Genomic DNA, 18557 nt, shown 5'->3' on the forward strand with positions numbered 1-18557 from the left:
ACTAGGAGGAATGTATCATGGAACAAAAACGCGATGTAGTATTGGACATAAGAGATGTTCCGTCACCGGGGCAGTGGATAACATTAAGCCTTCAGCACCTATTTGCAATGTTTGGGGCAACGGTGCTTGTACCCTTCCTGGTGGGTTTGAGCCCAGGAATCGCCTTGATTTCAAGCGGACTAGGAACACTTGCTTATTTACTCGTAACAAAAGGGCAGATTCCTGCTTATCTTGGTTCATCTTTTGCTTTTATCTCACCAATCATTGCCGCAAAAGCTTTAGGCGGCCCGGAATCAGCTATGATCGGCTGTTTCCTGGCCGGACTTGTTTACGGAGCTGTCGCGCTGGTTATTAAAAAAATCGGCCTTGGCTGGCTAATGAACATTTTGCCGCCAGTTGTTGTTGGCCCGGTTATCATTGTAATCGGGCTTGGGCTTGCCGGTACGGCAGTTAACATGGCAATGTACGAAAATCCGGGAGCACCTGCCGGAGAGCTTGTTTACAGCACTACCCACATCACAGTTGCTTTAATTACACTTGGGGTTACAATCGTCTGCTCTATGTTTCTTAAGGGATTCCTTGGCCTGATTCCAATCCTTATCGGCATCATCACGGGTTATACAGCTGCTTTCTTCGCTGGAATCGTTGATTTGAGCGGTGTAAAGGAAGCTGCATGGTTCCAGATGCCGGAATTCATGATCCCATTTGCAACATACACTCCGGTCTTTTCCTGGGAAGTTGCCTTGATCATGATACCGGTTGCGATTGTAACACTGGCTGAGCATATCGGTCACCAAATGGTTTTAAGCAAAGTAGTTGGCAGGAACTTTATTGAAAAACCAGGCTTGCACCGTTCAGTGATGGGTGACGGGGTTGGGATTATGATTGGTTCCCTTATCGGCGGGCCGCCATTGACGTCTTATGGTGAAAATATCGGAGTTATGGCAATTACAAGAGCATTCAGCGTCTATATTATCGGCGGAGCAGCTGTGACTGCAATCTGCTTTGGTTTCATCGGAAAAATTTCAGCACTGATCAGCTCAATCCCCTCTGCAGTTATGGGAGGAATTTCGATCCTATTATTCGGAATCATTGCTTCAAGCGGCTTGCGGATGCTGATCGATAATAAAGTAGACTTTGGCAACAACAGAAACTTAATCATTTCTTCTGTAATTCTTGTCATCGGAGTCGGCGGAGCATTTGTGAAGCTTTCAGATGGAGTATCACTTTCCGGAATGGCTCTTGCTGCTCTAATCGGAGTATTGTTAAACATAATCCTTCCTGGAAGAGAAAAAAATAGCGGTAATATGTTCGAAACGGAAAAAAAAAATAAAATAAACGCGGCTTAAACACTTTTTAAAAGGTAGTCCAGAGAGGCTTAAAAGGGTGTTGGAAGTGAAGACGGTTTTTGGCTAAGCGAAAAGCTGTTCCTGCTATAAGTGTATATATCAGGAACTAGCTTCAGCTTATGCTACCCTACTTTACCCTATTACACCCTATCCTCTCTTTTGGATAGGGTGTTTTTTTTCGAAAAATATAACTGTTTAATTTCTGAAAAAATTGAAGGGAACGATACCTATGAATTCTTTACTGACAATGAATGAGCTGCAGGTTCGCGAAATTAATGAAATTCTTAAAGATGCGCATAGTTTTGCAGAGGGAAGGCAGTGGGCACCGGGAAAAAAGCTTTTTGTAGCCAACCTCTTTTTTGAACCAAGCACAAGAACAAAAAGCAGCTTTGAAGTTGCTGAAAGAAGACTAGGACTCGATGTGATACATTTTGATGCTGAAACATCAAGTGTCCAAAAGGGAGAAACTTTGTACGATACAGCAAAGACTCTGCAATCTATAGGTGTCGGTGCCCTAGTTATCCGCCATGAACAAGACAGGTACTTTGATGAACTTAAAGGAAAGCTAAACATCCCGGTCATCAACGCAGGTGATGGCTGCGGAAACCATCCGACACAATCACTTTTGGACTTATTAACAATCCAGCAGGAATTTGGCAGTTTGCGACGATTAAAGATTGCAATTATCGGAGATATCAGGCACAGCCGAGTTGCCCGTTCCAATGCAGATGCGCTTTCAAGACTTGGAGCAGAAGTCGTATTCTCGGGTCCAAAGGAATGGATGGATTTTAGCCTTGAGTCTGGAAGTTATGAAAATATTGATAGTGCAATTAAAACAGCAGATGTAGTTATGCTGCTGCGCATTCAGCATGAAAGGCATTCAGGAGATTCCTCTGCACCGGATGGTGATTACCTGTCAAGCTTTGGCATGACGAAGGAAAGAGAGCGTTCAATGAAGCCAAAGGCCATTATTATGCATCCCGCTCCTGTAAACCGGGGAATGGAAATAGATAGTGAATTAGTTGAATGCGACCGTTCGAGAATATTTAAACAAATGGAGAACGGTGTATTTGTAAGAATGGCAGTTTTAAAGAGAGCATTCGAAAAAGCTGAAGGAGGAAACATTTATGAAGCTCATAATCAAAAATGGTTCGTTGCTAACTGAGGAAGGCAATCTGAAGAAAGCAGATATTAAAATAGATGGGAAAATAATTTCCGAAATTACAGAGAATATGGAGGGGGCCGATTATGAAACAATTGATGCTTCCGGACTGCTTGTCGCACCAGGTTTGATCGATCTCCATGTCCATTTAAGGGAACCGGGCGGAGAGAAAAAGGAGACGATCGAGACGGGTACCTATGCAGCGGCGAAAGGCGGTTTTACAACAATTGCAGCCATGCCCAACACCCGTCCGGTTCCAGATACTAAGGAACAAATAGAATGGCTTATTAATAGGATTGAAGAAACAGGGCATGTCAGAGTGCTGCCATATGGATCAATTACAACGCGCCAGCTTGGCCGAGAGCTGACGGATTTTGCCGCAATGAAAAAGTCAGGGGCTTTTGCCTTCACTGATGATGGTGTAGGCGTACAGGAGGCCGGCTTGATGCTAGAAGCCATGAAACAAGCTGCTGCACAGAATGTTGCAATCGTTGCCCATTGTGAGGACAATTCATTAATCAATAAAGGAGCTGTACACGAAGGGACTTTTTCACTAAGCCAAGGTCTAAGAGGAATTCCGTCTGTGTGCGAATCTGTACATATCGCAAGGGACGTGCTTCTTGCCGAGGCAGCGGGCTGCCATTACCATGTGTGCCATATTAGCACGAAGGAATCTGTCAGAGTAGTAAGGGATGCGAAAAGGGCAGGCATCCGCGTAACAGCCGAAGTTAGTCCGCATCACCTGCTGCTTTGTGATGAAGACATTCCAGGAATGGACACCAATTATAAAATGAACCCTCCATTAAGAGGCAAAGAGGACAGAGAAGCACTTATTGCAGGGCTATTAGATGGAACGATCGATTTTATTGCGACAGACCATGCACCGCATACCGCAGAGGAAAAGGAAGAAGGAATGGAAATGGCCCCTTTTGGTATTGTTGGGCTAGAAACCGCGTTCCCGCTGCTGTACACAAATTTTGTCCGTACCAACAAAATAACGCTAAAGCAGCTAGTTGACTTTCTTACAGTAAAACCTGCAGAGAGCTTTGGACTTCCTTTTGGAGAACTGAAAGCCGGCGGTATCGCTGATATTGTGTTAATAGATTTAGAGAATGAGAGTTCGATTGACAAGAATAGCTTCGTGTCAAAGGGAAAAAACACACCGTTTCACGGCCTTACATGCTTTGGGTGGCCGGCAATGACGATCGCAGAAGGTAAAATAGCCTGGAAAAAGGAGACAGTTAACCTATGAAAAGACAGCTCATCTTAGAGGATGGAACAATATTTACAGGTGAAGGTTTTGGCAGCAATGTGGATAAAGTTGGCGAAGTTGTTTTTAATACCGGGATGACTGGCTATCAGGAAATTATGTCGGATCCTTCTTACTGCGCACAGATCGTAACCCTCACATACCCCTTGATAGGGAATTATGGCATCAACCGCGATGACTTTGAGTCAATCATCCCTGCGGTTCATGGATTAATAGTGAAGGAAGCAGCGGAATATCCGTCAAACTGGAGAAGCCAGATCTCACTCGATGAGTATTTAAAACAGAAAAATATCCCAGGAATCAGCGGTATTGATACGAGAAAGCTGACAAGAATTATCCGCAAATACGGGACATTGAAGGGCTCAATATGCAGCATGGAAAACAGTGCGGCTGAAGTAATTCAGCAGCTAAAAGCTACAGTTACACCAACCGACCAGGTAAAACGGGTATCAACCAAAACGGCTTACCCAAGTCCAGGCCGCGGCAGCAGAGTTGTCCTAGTTGATTTCGGTATGAAGCACGGAATTTTAAGGGAATTAAATAATCGCAATTGTGACATTGTAGTGGTTCCTTACAATGTAACGGCAGAAGAAGTGCTGAGCCTGTCTCCGGATGGCATCATGCTGTCAAATGGCCCTGGAGACCCAAAGGATGTTAAAGAAGCAATCGAAATGATAAAAGGAGTTCAGGGAAAAGTGCCTTTGTTTGGAATCTGCCTGGGACATCAGCTGTTTGCCCTTGCTAATGGAGCGGATACAGAAAAAATGAAATTTGGCCACCGAGGTTCCAATCATCCGGTGAAAGACTTGGAAACTGGCAAAATTGCTTTGACTTCCCAGAACCATGGCTACACAGTTCAAACGGATTCACTTAAACATACAAATCTCAAAGTAACTCATATAGCATTAAACGATGGCACTGTCGAAGGCTTGGCACACACAGAATATCCGGCCTTTACTGTCCAGTACCACCCGGAATCATCACCGGGACCAGAAGATGCCAATTACTTATTCGATGAATTCATGAATATGATTGAAGCTGTTAATAAGGAAGGGGAAAAATTATGCCTAAACGCACAGATATAAAAAGCATCCTAGTTATTGGTTCTGGCCCAATTGTAATCGGCCAGGCAGCAGAATTTGACTATGCAGGCACACAGGCTTGTATAGCATTGCGTGAAGAAGGCTACAGGGTAATTCTCGTAAACTCCAATCCTGCGACAATCATGACAGATACAGAAATTGCCGACGCAGTGTATATTGAACCGCTGACTTTGGAATTTGTGAGCAAAATTATCCGCAAGGAACGCCCGGATGCCATGCTTCCAACGCTTGGCGGACAGACAGGACTGAACATGGCAGTTGAATTATCTAAATCTGGTGTATTGGAAGAATGCGGCGTTGAAATTTTGGGAACAAAGCTTTCCGCGATCGAACAGGCAGAAGACAGGGATTTATTCCGTACCTTAATGAACAAGCTTGGCGAACCGGTACCTGACAGCGATATTGTCCATACCACAGAAGAAGCGCTCCGGTTTGTGGAACGAGTAGGCTACCCTGTAATTGTCCGCCCTGCTTTTACACTCGGCGGAACGGGAGGCGGCATTTGTTCGGACGAAGCTGAACTGCTGGAAATCGTAACAGGCGGACTGAAGCACAGTCCGGTAAACCAGTGCTTGCTAGAAAAAAGCATTGCCGGAATGAAAGAAATTGAATACGAAGTAATGCGCGACTCCAACGATAATGCAATTGTTGTCTGCAATATGGAAAACATCGATCCAGTGGGGGTCCATACAGGTGATTCTATCGTCGTTGCACCTAGCCAGACGCTGAGCGACCGGGAATACCAGCTTCTGCGGAATACCTCATTAAAAATCATCAGGGCGCTTAAAATTGAAGGCGGCTGCAACGTCCAGCTTGCACTTGACCCATACAGCTTCCAGTATTACGTCATTGAAGTAAACCCGCGTGTCAGCAGATCATCAGCGCTTGCTTCCAAAGCAACAGGCTATCCGATTGCAAAACTAGCTGCGAAAATTGCAGTTGGCCTGACGCTTGATGAAATGATGAATCCTGTTACGGGAAAAACATATGCAAGCTTTGAACCAGCGCTGGATTATGTAGTTTCCAAAATTCCGCGCTGGCCATTTGATAAATTTGAGTCAGCCAACCGCAGGCTTGGTACTCAAATGAAGGCTACCGGTGAAGTTATGGCAATCGGCCGTACCTTTGAAGAATCCATCTTGAAGGCGGTCCGTTCACTAGAAGCTGGCTTTTTCCATCTTGAATTGAAGGATGCTGACCGGATAAGCGATGAACTGATTGAAAAAAGAATCCGCAAAGCCGGAGACGAGCGTTTATTTTACATTGGGGAGGCTTTAAGAAGAGGAGTAACGATTGAACTGCTTCACGAGTGGAGTGCGATCGACCTTTTCTTCCTGCATAAATTCCATAAAATCGTTGCATTTGAACAAGTGCTGCGGGAAAACCCTTATGACAAGGAAGCGGGCGAAAAAGCAAAAAGGATGGGCTTCAGTGATCGGACCGTGGCTGCGCTCTGGAATACAAATGAAAAGACTGTGTATGAATGGCGCAAGGAAAAGGGTATTATCCCGGTTTATAAAATGGTTGATACATGCGCAGCGGAATTTGAATCTGAAACACCTTATTTTTACGGTTCGTATGAGGATGAGAATGAATCAGTTGTCAGTGACAGGAAAAGCGTCGTAGTCCTTGGTTCAGGACCGATCAGGATTGGCCAGGGCGTTGAGTTCGACTATGCGACTGTCCATTCCGTCTGGGCGATTCGCGAAGCGGGTTATGAAGCAATCATTATCAATAATAATCCGGAGACAGTTTCTACTGATTTCAGCATCTCAGACAAGCTTTATTTTGAACCGCTAACTATCGAGGATGTTATGAGCATTATTGATCTTGAAAAGCCGATTGGTGCAGTCGTCCAGTTTGGGGGACAAACAGCAATCAATCTTGCTGATGCATTAGTAGATCGGGGCGTGAAGATACTTGGAACATCACTTGAGGATGTGGACAGAGCTGAAAACCGGGATAAATTTGAGCATGCTTTAACAGAGCTTGACATTCCGCAGCCACTTGGAAAAACGGCAGTATCCGTGAAAGAAGCCGTGTTGATTGCTGAGGAAATCGGCTACCCTTTGCTTGTCCGGCCTTCCTATGTACTTGGCGGCCGGGCAATGGAAATTGTCTATAAGCAGGAAGAACTGCTTCATTATATGAAAAATGCCGTGAATGTAAATCCGGAACATCCAGTATTAGTTGACCGCTATTTATATGGAAAGGAAATCGAAGTTGATGCGATTTCCGATGGGAAAGATGTAGTGATTCCTGGAATTATGGAGCATATCGAGCGGGCCGGAGTTCACTCCGGAGATTCAATTGCTGTTTATCCTCCGCAGAGCATCAGTATTGAAATAAAAAATAAGATTGTTGAATATACAACCCGTCTTGCCAAAGGGCTCAATATTATCGGCCTGTTAAATATTCAGTATGTTGTCAGCAAGGGTGAGGTATTTGTTCTTGAAGTGAATCCGCGCTCCAGCCGGACGGTGCCATTTTTAAGCAAAATCACGAATGTGCCGATGGCCAATATTGCTACGAAAGTGATTCTGGGGCAATCGCTGGCATCTATGGGTTATGACAGCGGGCTTGTGCCTGATAAACAGGGAGTTTATGTAAAGGTGCCTGTGTTTTCTTTTGCCAAGCTGAGAAGGGTCGATATAACGCTTGGGCCTGAAATGAAATCCACCGGTGAGGTTATGGGAAAAGACAGCACAATGGAAAAGGCATTATATAAAGGCTTATTGGCCTCCGGTATGAAAATTAGAGAGCATGGTTCTGTGCTTCTGACGGTGGCTGACAAGGATAAACAAGAGGCTTTGAATCTTGCAAAAAGATTTCATAGTATCGGCTACCGATTGATTGCCACGAGCGGTACTGCTTCTGCAATAAAAGAAGCAGGGATACCGGTAGGGGAAACAGACAAAATCGGAGGTGAAGGCCATACACTTCTTGATGTTATTAGGACCGGCGAAGCACAGCTGATTATTAACACACTTACAAAAGGAAAGCAGCCTGAAAGGGACGGATTCCGGATTAGAAGAGAGGCTGTCGAAAATGGCATCCCTTGCTTGACTTCCCTTGATACTGCAGATGCGATACTTAAGGTTCTTGAGTCTATGACTTTCTCAGCCGAACCAATGAAAAAAACAGTGGAGAATGAATCAGTAAAGAACCCTGAGGTGACAATTATATGATCAAAAACGAGCAGCTGATGATTGTCAGCCAAAAACAAATCGCCGAATCAATCTATGAATTGACTTTACAGGGCGAGCTGGTTTCCGAAATGAAGCAGCCGGGGCAATTTGTGCACCTCAAAACAGGGGATGGCTATGAACCGCTGCTTAGAAGGCCGATCAGCATCTCTTCCATTGATAATGAAAAAAAGCAATTTACGATGATATACCGAGCTGAAGGCAGGGGAACAGCCCTGCTTTCGGCAAAAAAAGAAAAGCAAAAGGTCGATGTACTGGGCCCGCTTGGAAATGGTTTTCCGGTAGAGGCGGCTGCAGAAGGCGAAACGGCTCTTTTGATAGGGGGCGGGATTGGTGTTCCTCCACTTTTTGAGCTTTCCAGAAAGCTGACAGAAAAGGGTGTCCGGGTAATTCATGTGTTAGGCTTTCAAACGAAGAATGCCATGTTCTATGAACAGCAATTCAGCCTGCTTGGGGAGACTCACATCGCAACTGTTGACGGTTCCTATGGCACAAAAGGCCTTGTCACCGATGTAATCGATAATCTGAGGGATAATTTTGCCGCTATTTATTCCTGCGGTCCAACTCCAATGCTAAAGGCTGTGCAAGACAAATTTCAGGGCCGCGATGTCTTTCTTTCTCTTGAGGAGCGAATGGGCTGCGGAATTGGGGCTTGCTTCGCGTGTGTCTGCCATGCTGCAGAGGGAGCTGGCGGGAAAAGTTACCGCAAAGTATGCAGCGATGGACCGGTATTTCCTGCTGGGGAGGTAGTACTATGAATACATTATCTATTAATCTGCCTGGGCTAGACTTGAAAAACCCAATCATGCCAGCATCAGGATGTTTTGGATTCGGTCGTGAATACAGCCAATTTTATGATTTGAGCAGCCTTGGAGCTATCATGATTAAAGCGACTACCGCTGAACCGCGTTTTGGCAATCCGACTCCAAGGGTCGCTGAAACGTCTGCGGGTATGCTGAATGCAATTGGACTGCAAAACCCTGGACTGGAGAAAGTTCTCGAAGAAGAGCTTACTTGGCTGGAGCAGTTTGATGTACCAATCATCGCTAATGTAGCAGGTTCATGTGAAGAAGATTATGTGCATGTAGCCAGGGAAATCAGCAAGGCGCCAAATGTCCATGCACTGGAACTGAATATATCCTGCCCAAATGTGAAGGAAGGCGGAATTGCATTTGGCACTATTCCTGAAGTAGCCAGGGAAGTCACAAGAAAAGTAAAGCAGGTATCAGATGTTCCTGTTTATGTGAAGCTTTCTCCTAACGTTTCCAGCATCGTTGAAATAGCCAAAGCAGTGGAATCGGGCGGCGCTGACGGGATAACGATGATTAATACGCTGCTCGGGATGAGAATTGATCTTCGTACTGGCAAGCCGGTTCTTGCCAATACAACAGGAGGTTTATCCGGCCCTGCAATCAAACCGGTTGCTTTAAGGATGGTGTATGAAGTCAACCAGCACATATCCATCCCGATTATTGGGATGGGGGGAATTTCAACGGCAGAGGATGCTATGGAGTTTATCTATGCGGGTGCCAGTGCTGTCGCTGTGGGTACAGCTAATTTTGTAGACCCATTTGTATGTCCGAAAATCATAGACGAGCTTCCTGGACTTCTTCAAAAGATAGGTGCTGCTCACATTTCAGAATGTATCGGAAGGAGCTGGAAACAAAATGAAGCAATCGCTAATCATCGCGCTTGATTTTCCTAATCAGGAGGAAACAATTAACTTCCTGAGTTTCTTTAAGGAAGAAAAGCTGTTCGTTAAAGTAGGCATGGAGCTATTTTACCAAAATGGGCCGGCTATCCTTTCAAAAATAAAAAGTATGGGTCACCAAGTCTTTCTTGATTTAAAGCTCCATGATATTCCAAACACCGTAAAACAGGCTATGAAAGGTTTGGCTTCTCTAGGCGTTGATATCGTAAATGTCCATGCAGCCGGCGGAACAAAGATGATGTATGCAGCGATTGAGGGCCTTGATGCAGGAACAGAGGCCGGAGCACAGCGCCCGCTCTGCATTGCCGTTACGCAGCTGACGAGTACCACGAACGAACAGATGAATAAGGAGCAGTTGATTCCGGGAAGCATTGATAACTCGGTTCTCCAATATGCAAAACTTGCAAAAGCTGCGGGGCTTGACGGTGTTGTTTGCTCACCGCTGGAAGCTCCCGTAATTCATCAGTACAACGGTTCCGGCTTTCTTGCAGTCACACCTGGGATCCGGCTATTGACAGACGATAGCCATGACCAGCAGAGGATCGCTACACCAGAGTTAGCCCGTCAGCTTGGTTCTGATTATATTGTCGTAGGAAGATCCATTACTAAGGCAGCTGATCCTGTTGATGTCTATCATACAATTCGAAATGCCTGGGAGGGTGTGCAAATTTGAAAGACTATCTTGCTGGAAAATTATTAGAAATAAAAGCTGTATATTTGCAGCCGAATAACCCTTTTACTTGGTCTTCGGGAATAAAATCTCCCATTTATTGCGATAACAGACTGACCCTTTCTTATCCGGAATTACGTAAGGAGATTGCAAAAGGCCTTCAAGTTCTGATAGAAGAGAAGTTCCCTGACACAGAAATAATTGCAGGGACAGCAACAGCTGGAATTCCTCATGCTGCCTGGGTGAGTGACTTGATGAATCTCCCTATGTGTTATGTCCGCTCCAGTGCAAAAGGACACGGAAAGGGTAACCAGATTGAAGGTCAGGTGAAAACCGGACAAAATGTCGTAGTTATTGAAGATTTGATTTCTACTGGCGGGAGTTCGATTACTGCTGTTAAGGCGCTTCGTGAAGCGGGCTGCAATGTATTAGGGGTAGCTTCAATTTTTACATACGGAATGGAAAAAGCTGAGCAGCAATTTGCCCAAGCAGGGATCCCTGCTTACGCATTAAGCGATTATTCTACTTTAATCAATGTTGCAAAAGATCAAGATTATATTGAAGGAAAAGATATGAAAAAGCTTGAAACGTGGCGGGAAAACCCGGCCGGCACAGAATGGCTGGAAGGATAAGCTCAGCGGATTTGAGGATTATGTTTGAGACAACTTAAAAAAGTATACAAACTGAGCCACAATGCAAAATCATAGGAAAAGCTAGCAGGTAACGCATATAAAATTTACAGAAAAACTTAAACAAGGAGTCCATTGATGGAACTCCTTGTTTGCATTGATTTGTTGAATCTATTTTATTTTTTTATCGCTTTGCTGCTTGGGCACTATTCGTTCTTTTAGAGCAAGAACAAGATCCGGATCAGGAGTGACATATACCGTTTGCTGATTATCATATATTACGAACCCAGGCTTTGATCCGTTAGGCTTTTTAACATGGCGAACCTTGGTGAAATCAACCGGAACAGAACTGGATTCCTTCGCTTTACTGTAAAATGCTGCAATATTGGCAGCTTCCATGATTGTCTTTTTAGATGGGTTTTCATTGCGAATAACGACATGCGACCCTGGGATATCTTTCGTATGGAGCCAGATCTCGTCTCTCCTTGCAAATTTATTAGTCAAGTAATCATTCTGTTTATTGTTCTTTCCTACAAAAATGGTGTCTCCTTCAGAAGATAAATAAGTTTCAAGCAGTGGTTTGGCGTTGGCAGGCTTTTTCATACCTTTTTTCTGCCGTTGTCTGATATAGCCTTCCTCTTGAAGTTCTTCCCTTATTTCATCAATATCCCTAGGCGACGCTGATAACAGCTGCTGAAGAAGCATTTCAAAATAAGCAGTTTCCGTCTCGGCTTTTTCAATTTGCTCAAGGACAATTCCAACCGCATTTTTTGCTTTTTGGTATCGTGTAAAATACTTTTGCGCATTTTCTGACGGTGTTTTTTGCGGATCAAGCGGAATGATAACAGTTCCGCCTTCCTCATCGTAATAATTTAACACCCCAATTTCCTTCATGCCCCGCTGCATCTGGTACAGATTGGCAGTCAATAATTCCCCGAACAGCTGGTACTGATCCGCTTTCTCACTTTCCTGCAAAGTCCGCTTCAGTTTCCTGATTTTATTGGTGTTTTTCTCTATCTCATTCGAGATGAACCGCTCAAGGTCATTACCCTGCTGCCTAACACGGTCCCGTTCCGCCTTTCCAAAGTAAAACCTGTCCAGCATTACCGACAGGCTGGAAAACAAACGCTTGTTACCAGAAAGATGCTGCAGCTCAAGCATATAAAAAGACTCTTTGCCGTTTTGTTCCATAATGGAAGGCTGATATTTCCTGCTGGCAATGTCACTGATAAGGTCAAAAAATGCATCCGGCAGAGTATTTCGGTTGGCTAAACCTGCCCGATGAACTGCCTCTTTGGCAAGCAGCGGCGATACACCGGCAAAATTGGAAACAAGCTGCTTATCCAGTTTGCCAGTGTTAAAGTCGATCCTTCCCAGTAGGTCATCTTTTCCGCTTTCAAATGGATTCATCTTTTCCTGGGCAGGAGGGGCGATATAGGTCTGTCCAGGCAGAACAGTCCGGTAGCTGTTAACTGCCAGTGAAACATGCTTGATGCTATCAAGAATCATTTTCGTTTCCTTATCGATCAGGACAATATTACTGTGCCTGCCCATAATTTCGATTATCAGCTGACGGGAAGAAATGTCACCCAATTCATTTCTTCCCTTTGCCTCTAAAACAATGATGCGGTCAAGAGCAGATTGATAAATATCTTCAATTACGTATCCTTCTAAATGCTTTCGCATCAGCATGCAAAACATAGGAGGTGTCTGTGGATTTTCATAGCTTTCCTGTGTCAGCTGGACCCTTGCATAACTTGGATGGGCGGAAAGAAGCAATTTATGGTTTTTCCCTGCTGCCCGGATCAGAATAATTATTTCATTTTTATATGGCTGATGGATTTTATTTATCCGCCCGCCCTTTAAATTGGCTGAAAGCTCTTCAGCCATTGCTTTTGTAAAAAGACCGTCAAACGACATAGTAATAACTTCCTTTGCTCATTTATGTAGGCAGAAAAGGCTTTTTATCCCAATTCTCCCAGTTTTATTCGAAGCTGGATCCATATAGCAATATATACCCGCCAGTCCCAGGCTAAAGCCTTCTTTCATATAATCCATCCGTTTACCCAATCTGCTAGCCTAGGTGCAATTACTCAGGATCATCAGTATAGACGATTTGTATAGAAAAACGCTCTGAAACTGATCGGGCTGCTTTCGCTGGTTACTTCTTAATTAAAAAATCATTTTAACCCAAGCTATCCAGCTCCAGCACCCAGCCCCGACGCACAGGACGTCGGCCTTGAGGTCATAAGCTAAGCACTTCGGAAGGCAAAAAGCGCCCTCTGTCAAGCTTGGCTTATGCTTGCCGGAGGCCCACACGATGCGGGTCAGAATGGCGTTGCCACAGGACGTGGCGCCTTTAGCCGTTCTTCCTTTTAAATGCTTCCGCTTTAAATTATAGCATTTTTCTGGACGAGTCTGAATAAGCATGAACTATGAGCAACACCGGGTTAGTTTAATTAAGAAGGGGAAGTGTGATGCGCACATGAAGTTCCGTGAGATGAATAAACAGGAAATAGAAGCGTCCCTGGGGACAAGCGCCCAGCATGGCTTAAAGGAGGAGGAGATAAAACTTCGTCAGAAACAGCATGGCTTCAATGAGCTGCGTGAAGGAGAAAAGCAATCTGCGCTTATGTTATTTCTGGCTCAATTCAAGGATTTCATGGTCCTTGTCCTGCTTGCCGCGACCTTGGTTTCCGGTTTGCTGGGAGAATATATCGATTCGATTGCCATTATTGCGATCATTTTGATCAACGGGTTTCTCGGCTTTTTTCAAGAACGAAAAGCGGAAAAATCCCTTGATGCACTAAAACAAATGGCAGCACCCCAAGTTCAGATTCTCCGTGAAGGAAACTGGGTAAAAAAGCCATCACGTGAAGTTGTTGTAGGGGACATCATTAAGTTTTCTAGCGGTGACCGCATTGGTGCTGATTTGCGGATCATTGAAGCAGTTTCCCTTGAAATAGAAGAATCTGCTTTAACCGGTGAATCCGTTCCGGTAACTAAAATTGCGGAGCCTCTTTATCATTCTGCCGAGTCAATTGGTGATGAAGAAAACATGGCGTTTATGGGCACTATGGTCACACGGGGGAGCGGCGTTGGTGCGGTAGTTTCCATTGGTATGGATACATCAATGGGGAAAATTGCTGATTTGCTCCAATCTGCTGAAACAATGGCAACCCCGCTTCAGCGAAGGCTTGAACAGCTTGGAAAGATCCTGATTACCGCTGCACTGCTTCTTACTATTATAGTAGTAGCTATCGGGGTGCTTCAGGGCCAGGATTTGTATACGATGTTCCTTGCGGGTGTATCACTCGCCGTTGCTGCCATTCCGGAAGGGCTTCCGGCAATTGTAACCGTGGCACTTTCTTTAGGAGTGCAGCGGATGATCAAACAAAATTCAATTGTCCGAAAGCTTCCTGCGGTAGAGACATTAGGGTGTGCTTCGGTTATTTGTTCAGACAAAACAGGCACTATGACGCAAAATAAAATGACAGTTACCAATCTTTGGAGCGGTGGAACTAGTTGGACGGTCAGCGGTACCGGATACGAGCCTGAAGGGGAATTTTATGACGGGGAGAAAGCGGTAAAACCACAGCAGGAAAAATCACTGCAACAGCTGCTGACATTCGGCCTTTTATGCAACAATTCTGAGCTGGTTGACCGGGACGGAAAAAACATCTTGGATGGTGATCCGACTGAAGGAGCAATGCTTGTTGCTGCATTAAAAGCAGGGCTGACCAGGGATAAGCTGAAAAAAAGCTTTACCGTCATTAAGGAATTCCCATTTGATTCCACCAGGAAAATGATGAGTGTGGTTGTGAAGGATGATACCGGAAAGCAATTTGTAGTTACAAAGGGTGCGCCGGATGTACTGGTTAGCCATTGTGAATCGGTGCTATGGGATAACAAGCTGCAGCTTTTGAATAAGGATCTCAGGCATTCGATCCAAAACGCCGTTGATTCCCTCGCTGCCCAGGCACTTAGGACGATTGCTGTCGGCTATAAACAAATTGGAGCCGGAACCGTCCTTCTCCGTGAAGAAGAGGCCGAAAAGGACTTAACTTTCATCGGTTTACATGGAATGATTGATCCGCCCCGTCCGGAGGTAAAAGAAGCTGTAAAAGAGTGCCATGAAGCCGGCATTAAAACGGTAATGATTACAGGTGACCATGTGGCTACTGCCAAGGCCATCGCAAAGCAGCTTGGCATTTTAAAGGGCAAAGATAAGGTGCTTGATGGAAGGGCACTCTCGGAAATGTCTGTACAGGAACTTGAGAATGTGGTGGAAGATGTCGCCGTTTTTGCACGTGTATCTCCTGAGCATAAACTGAAAATCGTAAAAGCCCTGCAGAATAAAGGGCATGTAGTGGCCATGACAGGGGACGGAGTAAATGATGCACCAGCCATTAAATCTGCAGATATCGGGATATCAATGGGAATCACAGGAACAGATGTAGCAAAAGAATCATCTTCTTTGATTTTGCTGGACGACAACTTTGCAACGATTAAATCAGCCATTAAAGAAGGGCGGAATATTTACGAAAACATCCGTAAATTCATCCGCTATTTGCTGGCTTCCAATGTTGGTGAAATACTGGTTATGTTTTTTGCCATGCTGCTCGCTCTCCCTTTGCCATTGGTACCGATTCAAATCCTTTGGGTCAACTTAGTTACGGACGGGCTGCCGGCTTTGGCGCTCGGGCTTGACCGGCCCGAAGGAGATGTTATGAAACGGCATCCAAGAAGTCCGAACGAGGGAGTGTTTTCAAGAGGGCTTGGCTGGAAAATTATTTCCCGCGGCTTTTTGATCGGACTATCGACGCTTGCAGCATTCATGATTGTTTACAAGAATAATCCTGAAGACCTTGTGTATGCGCAAACTGTTGCTTTTGCCACATTGGTTCTTGCCCAGCTTATCCATGTTTTTGACTGCAGAAGCGAAAAATCAATCTTTGCCAGAAATCCTTTTGGGAATAAGTATCTTGTCTGGGCAGTGCTATCTTCCCTGCTGCTCGTCCTTATCGTCATTTATTACCCGCCGCTCCAGCTGATTTTCCATACAGTGCCAATCCTTGCGCATGATTGGTTCCTGATTGCGGGGCTGGCTTCGGTACCAACTTTTTTACTTGCGGGATCATTTTTAATAAGTAAATCAAAATAGTTTATGATATAATTCAAAAGGTAGTAGAGTGTGCTCTATTACCTTTTTGTTTTTTCTCGAAAAAAGCGGGCGGCAGCAGCTGTTCCCAATATAAAGTGCCAAAAAGATCGATGGGATGTGGTGTGTCATGGCAGTAAGTATGACCGGATACGGCCGGGGAAAAGCAGAAAGCGGTTCCCTGATTATAACTGTGGAAATGAAATCAGTTAACCACAGATTTCTTGAGTATAATATCCGAATGCCGCGTCAGTTTTTGATGCTTGAGGAAAAAATAAAAAAAATTGCTGGTCAATACATACGAAGAGGACGGGCAGATATTTTCGTTTCAGTTGAGGGCGAAGGACTTGTCGACCGGAACCTTAAGCTCGACTGGAAGCTGGCAGACCAATATTTTGAGATTATTGGCCAGGCTAAGGAAAGGTACGGGCTGAATTTTGAAACTGGGATCAAGGATCTTTTACATATAAACGATATTTTTACAGTCGAGGAAAAGGAAACCCAAAATGAGCAAGCGGAATCCGTTTTGCTTTCAGCGGTTACCGAAGCTCTTGACGCCCTGCTGAAGATGAGAAAGCAGGAGGGAATCCTTCTTGTCAATGATTTGAGAAGCCATTTGAATAAAATAAAGGCTTCGGCGGCAGGACTGGCTGAATATGCACCTGAGGTATCCAGGAAATACAGCGACCGGCTTGCCCAAAAGCTTCATGATTTCCTGACAGGGGCGGTAGATGAGAGCCGGCTGCTTACAGAGGCTGCCATATTTGCCGATAAAGCAGATATCAGTGAAGAGCTTATTCGGCTCGAGAGCCATATATTTCAGTTTCTTGAAACGCTCGAATTGACGGAGCCAATAGGAAGGAAACTTGATTTCCTTGTTCAGGAGATGAACCGGGAGGTCAACACTATTGGTTCGAAAGCGAACGACGCTAAAATTACAAAACAGGTTGTTGAGATGAAAAGCCTGCTTGAAAAGATGAAGGAACAGGTGCAAAATATCGAGTAATCTGATTATGATTTTAGAGCTAAGGCTACAATAGAATTTGATTGGGGGACAAAGATGTCTATCAAGCTGATTAACATCGGTTTTGGGAATATCGTTTCCGCTAACCGGATTGTGTCGATTGTGAGTCCGGAATCGGCTCCGATCAAACGGATCATTCAGGACTCCCGGGATAGGGGCTCATTGATTGATGCAACATACGGACGAAGGACGAGGGCCGTTATTATTACAGACAGCGACCATGTAATTTTGTCGGCAGTCCAGCCAGAAACAGTGGCTGCCCGCCTTCATGATCGCGATGAAAGTGTGGATGAGGGATAGGTGAACAAAATGGTGGAAAAAGGATTATTAATTGTGTTGTCAGGTCCCTCCGGTGTAGGGAAAGGAACTGTGCGCAAACAGATATTTAGCCAGCCGGAAACAGCTTTTGAATATTCGATTTCAATGACCACCCGCAAACCTCGCGAAGGGGAAGTTGATGGTGTAGATTATTTTTTTAAATCCCGAGAAGAGTTTGAGACTTTAATTGAACAGGGAAAGCTGTTGGAATATGCTGAATTTGTTGGAAATTACTACGGAACTCCTGTTGATTATGTCCGTGAAACGCTTGATGCAGGAAAGGATGTCTTCCTGGAAATTGAAGTACAGGGCGCGAGCCAGGTTCGTGAAAAGTTCCCTGAAGGGCTTTTTATTTTCCTTGCACCCCCAAGTCTTTCGGAACTGAAAAACCGTATCGTCACACGCGGTACTGAATCAGAGGATTTAATTGGGAGAAGGATGCAGGCTGCGAAAGATGAAATCGAATTAATGGATTTATATGATTATGTAGTAGAAAATGATCAAGTAGATAGTGCATGCCGCCGTATAAACGCCATTATTGTCGCTGAGCATTGCCGACGTGAAAGAGTAGCAATACGCTACAAAAAAATGCTGGAGGTTGATTGATAAATGTTATATCCATCTATAGATTCATTGCTTGAAAAGATTGACTCAAAATATTCACTCGTATCTGTTGCAGCTAAGCGAGCAAGAACAATGCAGGAGAACAAGCCAACAAAGCTTGAAAAGCCAGTATCACATAAATTTGTCGGCCAGGCCCTGGAAGAAATCCATTCAGGAATCCTGAAGTACACTAATTCCTACGACGAAAAAAAGGAATCCTAATTTACCGGGAAAAGAAAATATTGACCGTCTTTTTAATTAAGTTGCAGTTCCGTAATTTCTTATCCTGGATCAGCGAAAATCCTTGTCATTTTTCCATATGGCAAGGATTTTTGATTGTTGATGAAAATA

The 18557-nt window shown here is 44.6% G+C and carries 15 protein-coding genes; 14 read left to right on the plus strand and 1 reads right to left on the minus strand.

The features are described 5' to 3' along the window. Window positions 1-17 precede the first annotated feature (17 nt). The 9 genes from D0469_RS19820 (at window position 18) to pyrE (ending at window position 11103) form a co-directional block, all read left to right on the plus strand. Window positions 18-1349, plus strand: coding sequence for a solute carrier family 23 protein (locus tag D0469_RS19820; RefSeq protein WP_117328450.1), 1332 nt, complete (start codon window positions 18-20; stop codon window positions 1347-1349). 229 nt (window positions 1350-1578) lie between these two features. After that, window positions 1579-2514 carry an aspartate carbamoyltransferase catalytic subunit gene (locus tag D0469_RS19825; RefSeq protein ID WP_117328451.1) on the plus strand — a complete coding sequence of 312 codons (936 nt, stop codon included), beginning with the start codon at window positions 1579-1581 and terminating at the stop codon, window positions 2512-2514. Next, complete coding sequence (locus D0469_RS19830; protein WP_117328452.1) at window positions 2477-3763, plus strand: dihydroorotase; 1287 nt, start codon at window positions 2477-2479, stop codon at window positions 3761-3763. The genes D0469_RS19825 and D0469_RS19830 overlap by 38 nt, the downstream gene beginning before the upstream one ends. Further along, complete coding sequence (locus D0469_RS19835) at window positions 3760-4866, plus strand: carbamoyl phosphate synthase small subunit (RefSeq protein WP_117328453.1); 1107 nt, start codon at window positions 3760-3762, stop codon at window positions 4864-4866. Before D0469_RS19830 ends, D0469_RS19835 begins: the two co-directional genes overlap by 4 nt. Further along, on the plus strand, window positions 4845-8072 hold the full coding sequence (gene carB, locus D0469_RS19840) for a carbamoyl-phosphate synthase large subunit (protein WP_117328454.1): 3228 nt from the start codon (window positions 4845-4847) through the stop codon (window positions 8070-8072). Before D0469_RS19835 ends, carB begins: the two co-directional genes overlap by 22 nt. After that, window positions 8069-8848, plus strand: coding sequence for a dihydroorotate dehydrogenase electron transfer subunit (locus D0469_RS19845; RefSeq protein ID WP_117328455.1), 780 nt, complete (start codon window positions 8069-8071; stop codon window positions 8846-8848). The genes carB and D0469_RS19845 overlap by 4 nt, the downstream gene beginning before the upstream one ends. Further along, window positions 8845-9786, plus strand: coding sequence for a dihydroorotate dehydrogenase (locus D0469_RS19850; RefSeq protein ID WP_117328456.1), 942 nt, complete (start codon window positions 8845-8847; stop codon window positions 9784-9786). The genes D0469_RS19845 and D0469_RS19850 overlap by 4 nt, the downstream gene beginning before the upstream one ends. Further along, complete coding sequence (gene pyrF, locus D0469_RS19855) at window positions 9758-10474, plus strand: orotidine-5'-phosphate decarboxylase (protein ID WP_117328457.1); 717 nt, start codon at window positions 9758-9760, stop codon at window positions 10472-10474. The genes D0469_RS19850 and pyrF overlap by 29 nt, the downstream gene beginning before the upstream one ends. Continuing rightward, complete coding sequence (pyrE, locus tag D0469_RS19860) at window positions 10471-11103, plus strand: orotate phosphoribosyltransferase (protein ID WP_117328458.1); 633 nt, start codon at window positions 10471-10473, stop codon at window positions 11101-11103. Before pyrF ends, pyrE begins: the two co-directional genes overlap by 4 nt. 168 nt (window positions 11104-11271) lie before the next feature. Here the strand turns inward: pyrE and D0469_RS19865 are convergent, their stop codons facing one another. Next, entirely contained in the window at window positions 11272-13020 is a 1749-nt protein-coding gene (locus D0469_RS19865; protein WP_117328459.1) for an Rqc2 family fibronectin-binding protein, read from the minus strand. Window positions 13021-13585: 565 nt separating this feature from the next. Here D0469_RS19865 and D0469_RS19870 point away from each other — a divergent pair. The 5 genes from D0469_RS19870 (at window position 13586) to rpoZ (ending at window position 18428) form a co-directional block, all read left to right on the plus strand. Beyond that, complete coding sequence (locus D0469_RS19870) at window positions 13586-16264, plus strand: cation-translocating P-type ATPase (RefSeq protein WP_117328460.1); 2679 nt, start codon at window positions 13586-13588, stop codon at window positions 16262-16264. 127 nt (window positions 16265-16391) lie between these two features. After that, entirely contained in the window at window positions 16392-17267 is an 876-nt protein-coding gene (locus D0469_RS19875; protein ID WP_117328461.1) for a YicC/YloC family endoribonuclease, read from the plus strand. Between the two features lie 54 nt (window positions 17268-17321). After that, on the plus strand, window positions 17322-17585 hold the full coding sequence (remA, locus tag D0469_RS19880) for an extracellular matrix/biofilm regulator RemA (RefSeq protein WP_101593696.1): 264 nt from the start codon (window positions 17322-17324) through the stop codon (window positions 17583-17585). A gap of 9 nt (window positions 17586-17594) precedes the next feature. Further along, window positions 17595-18209 (plus strand): guanylate kinase, encoded by a 615-nt coding sequence (gene gmk, locus D0469_RS19885; protein ID WP_117328462.1) that lies wholly within the window; start codon window positions 17595-17597, stop codon window positions 18207-18209. 3 nt (window positions 18210-18212) lie between these two features. Next, window positions 18213-18428 (plus strand): DNA-directed RNA polymerase subunit omega, encoded by a 216-nt coding sequence (gene rpoZ, locus D0469_RS19890; RefSeq protein WP_117328463.1) that lies wholly within the window; start codon window positions 18213-18215, stop codon window positions 18426-18428. Window positions 18429-18557: the final 129 nt, after the last annotated feature.

This window comes from Peribacillus saganii, assembly GCF_003429095.1.
Classification (GTDB): domain Bacteria; phylum Bacillota; class Bacilli; order Bacillales; family DSM-1321; genus Peribacillus; species Peribacillus saganii.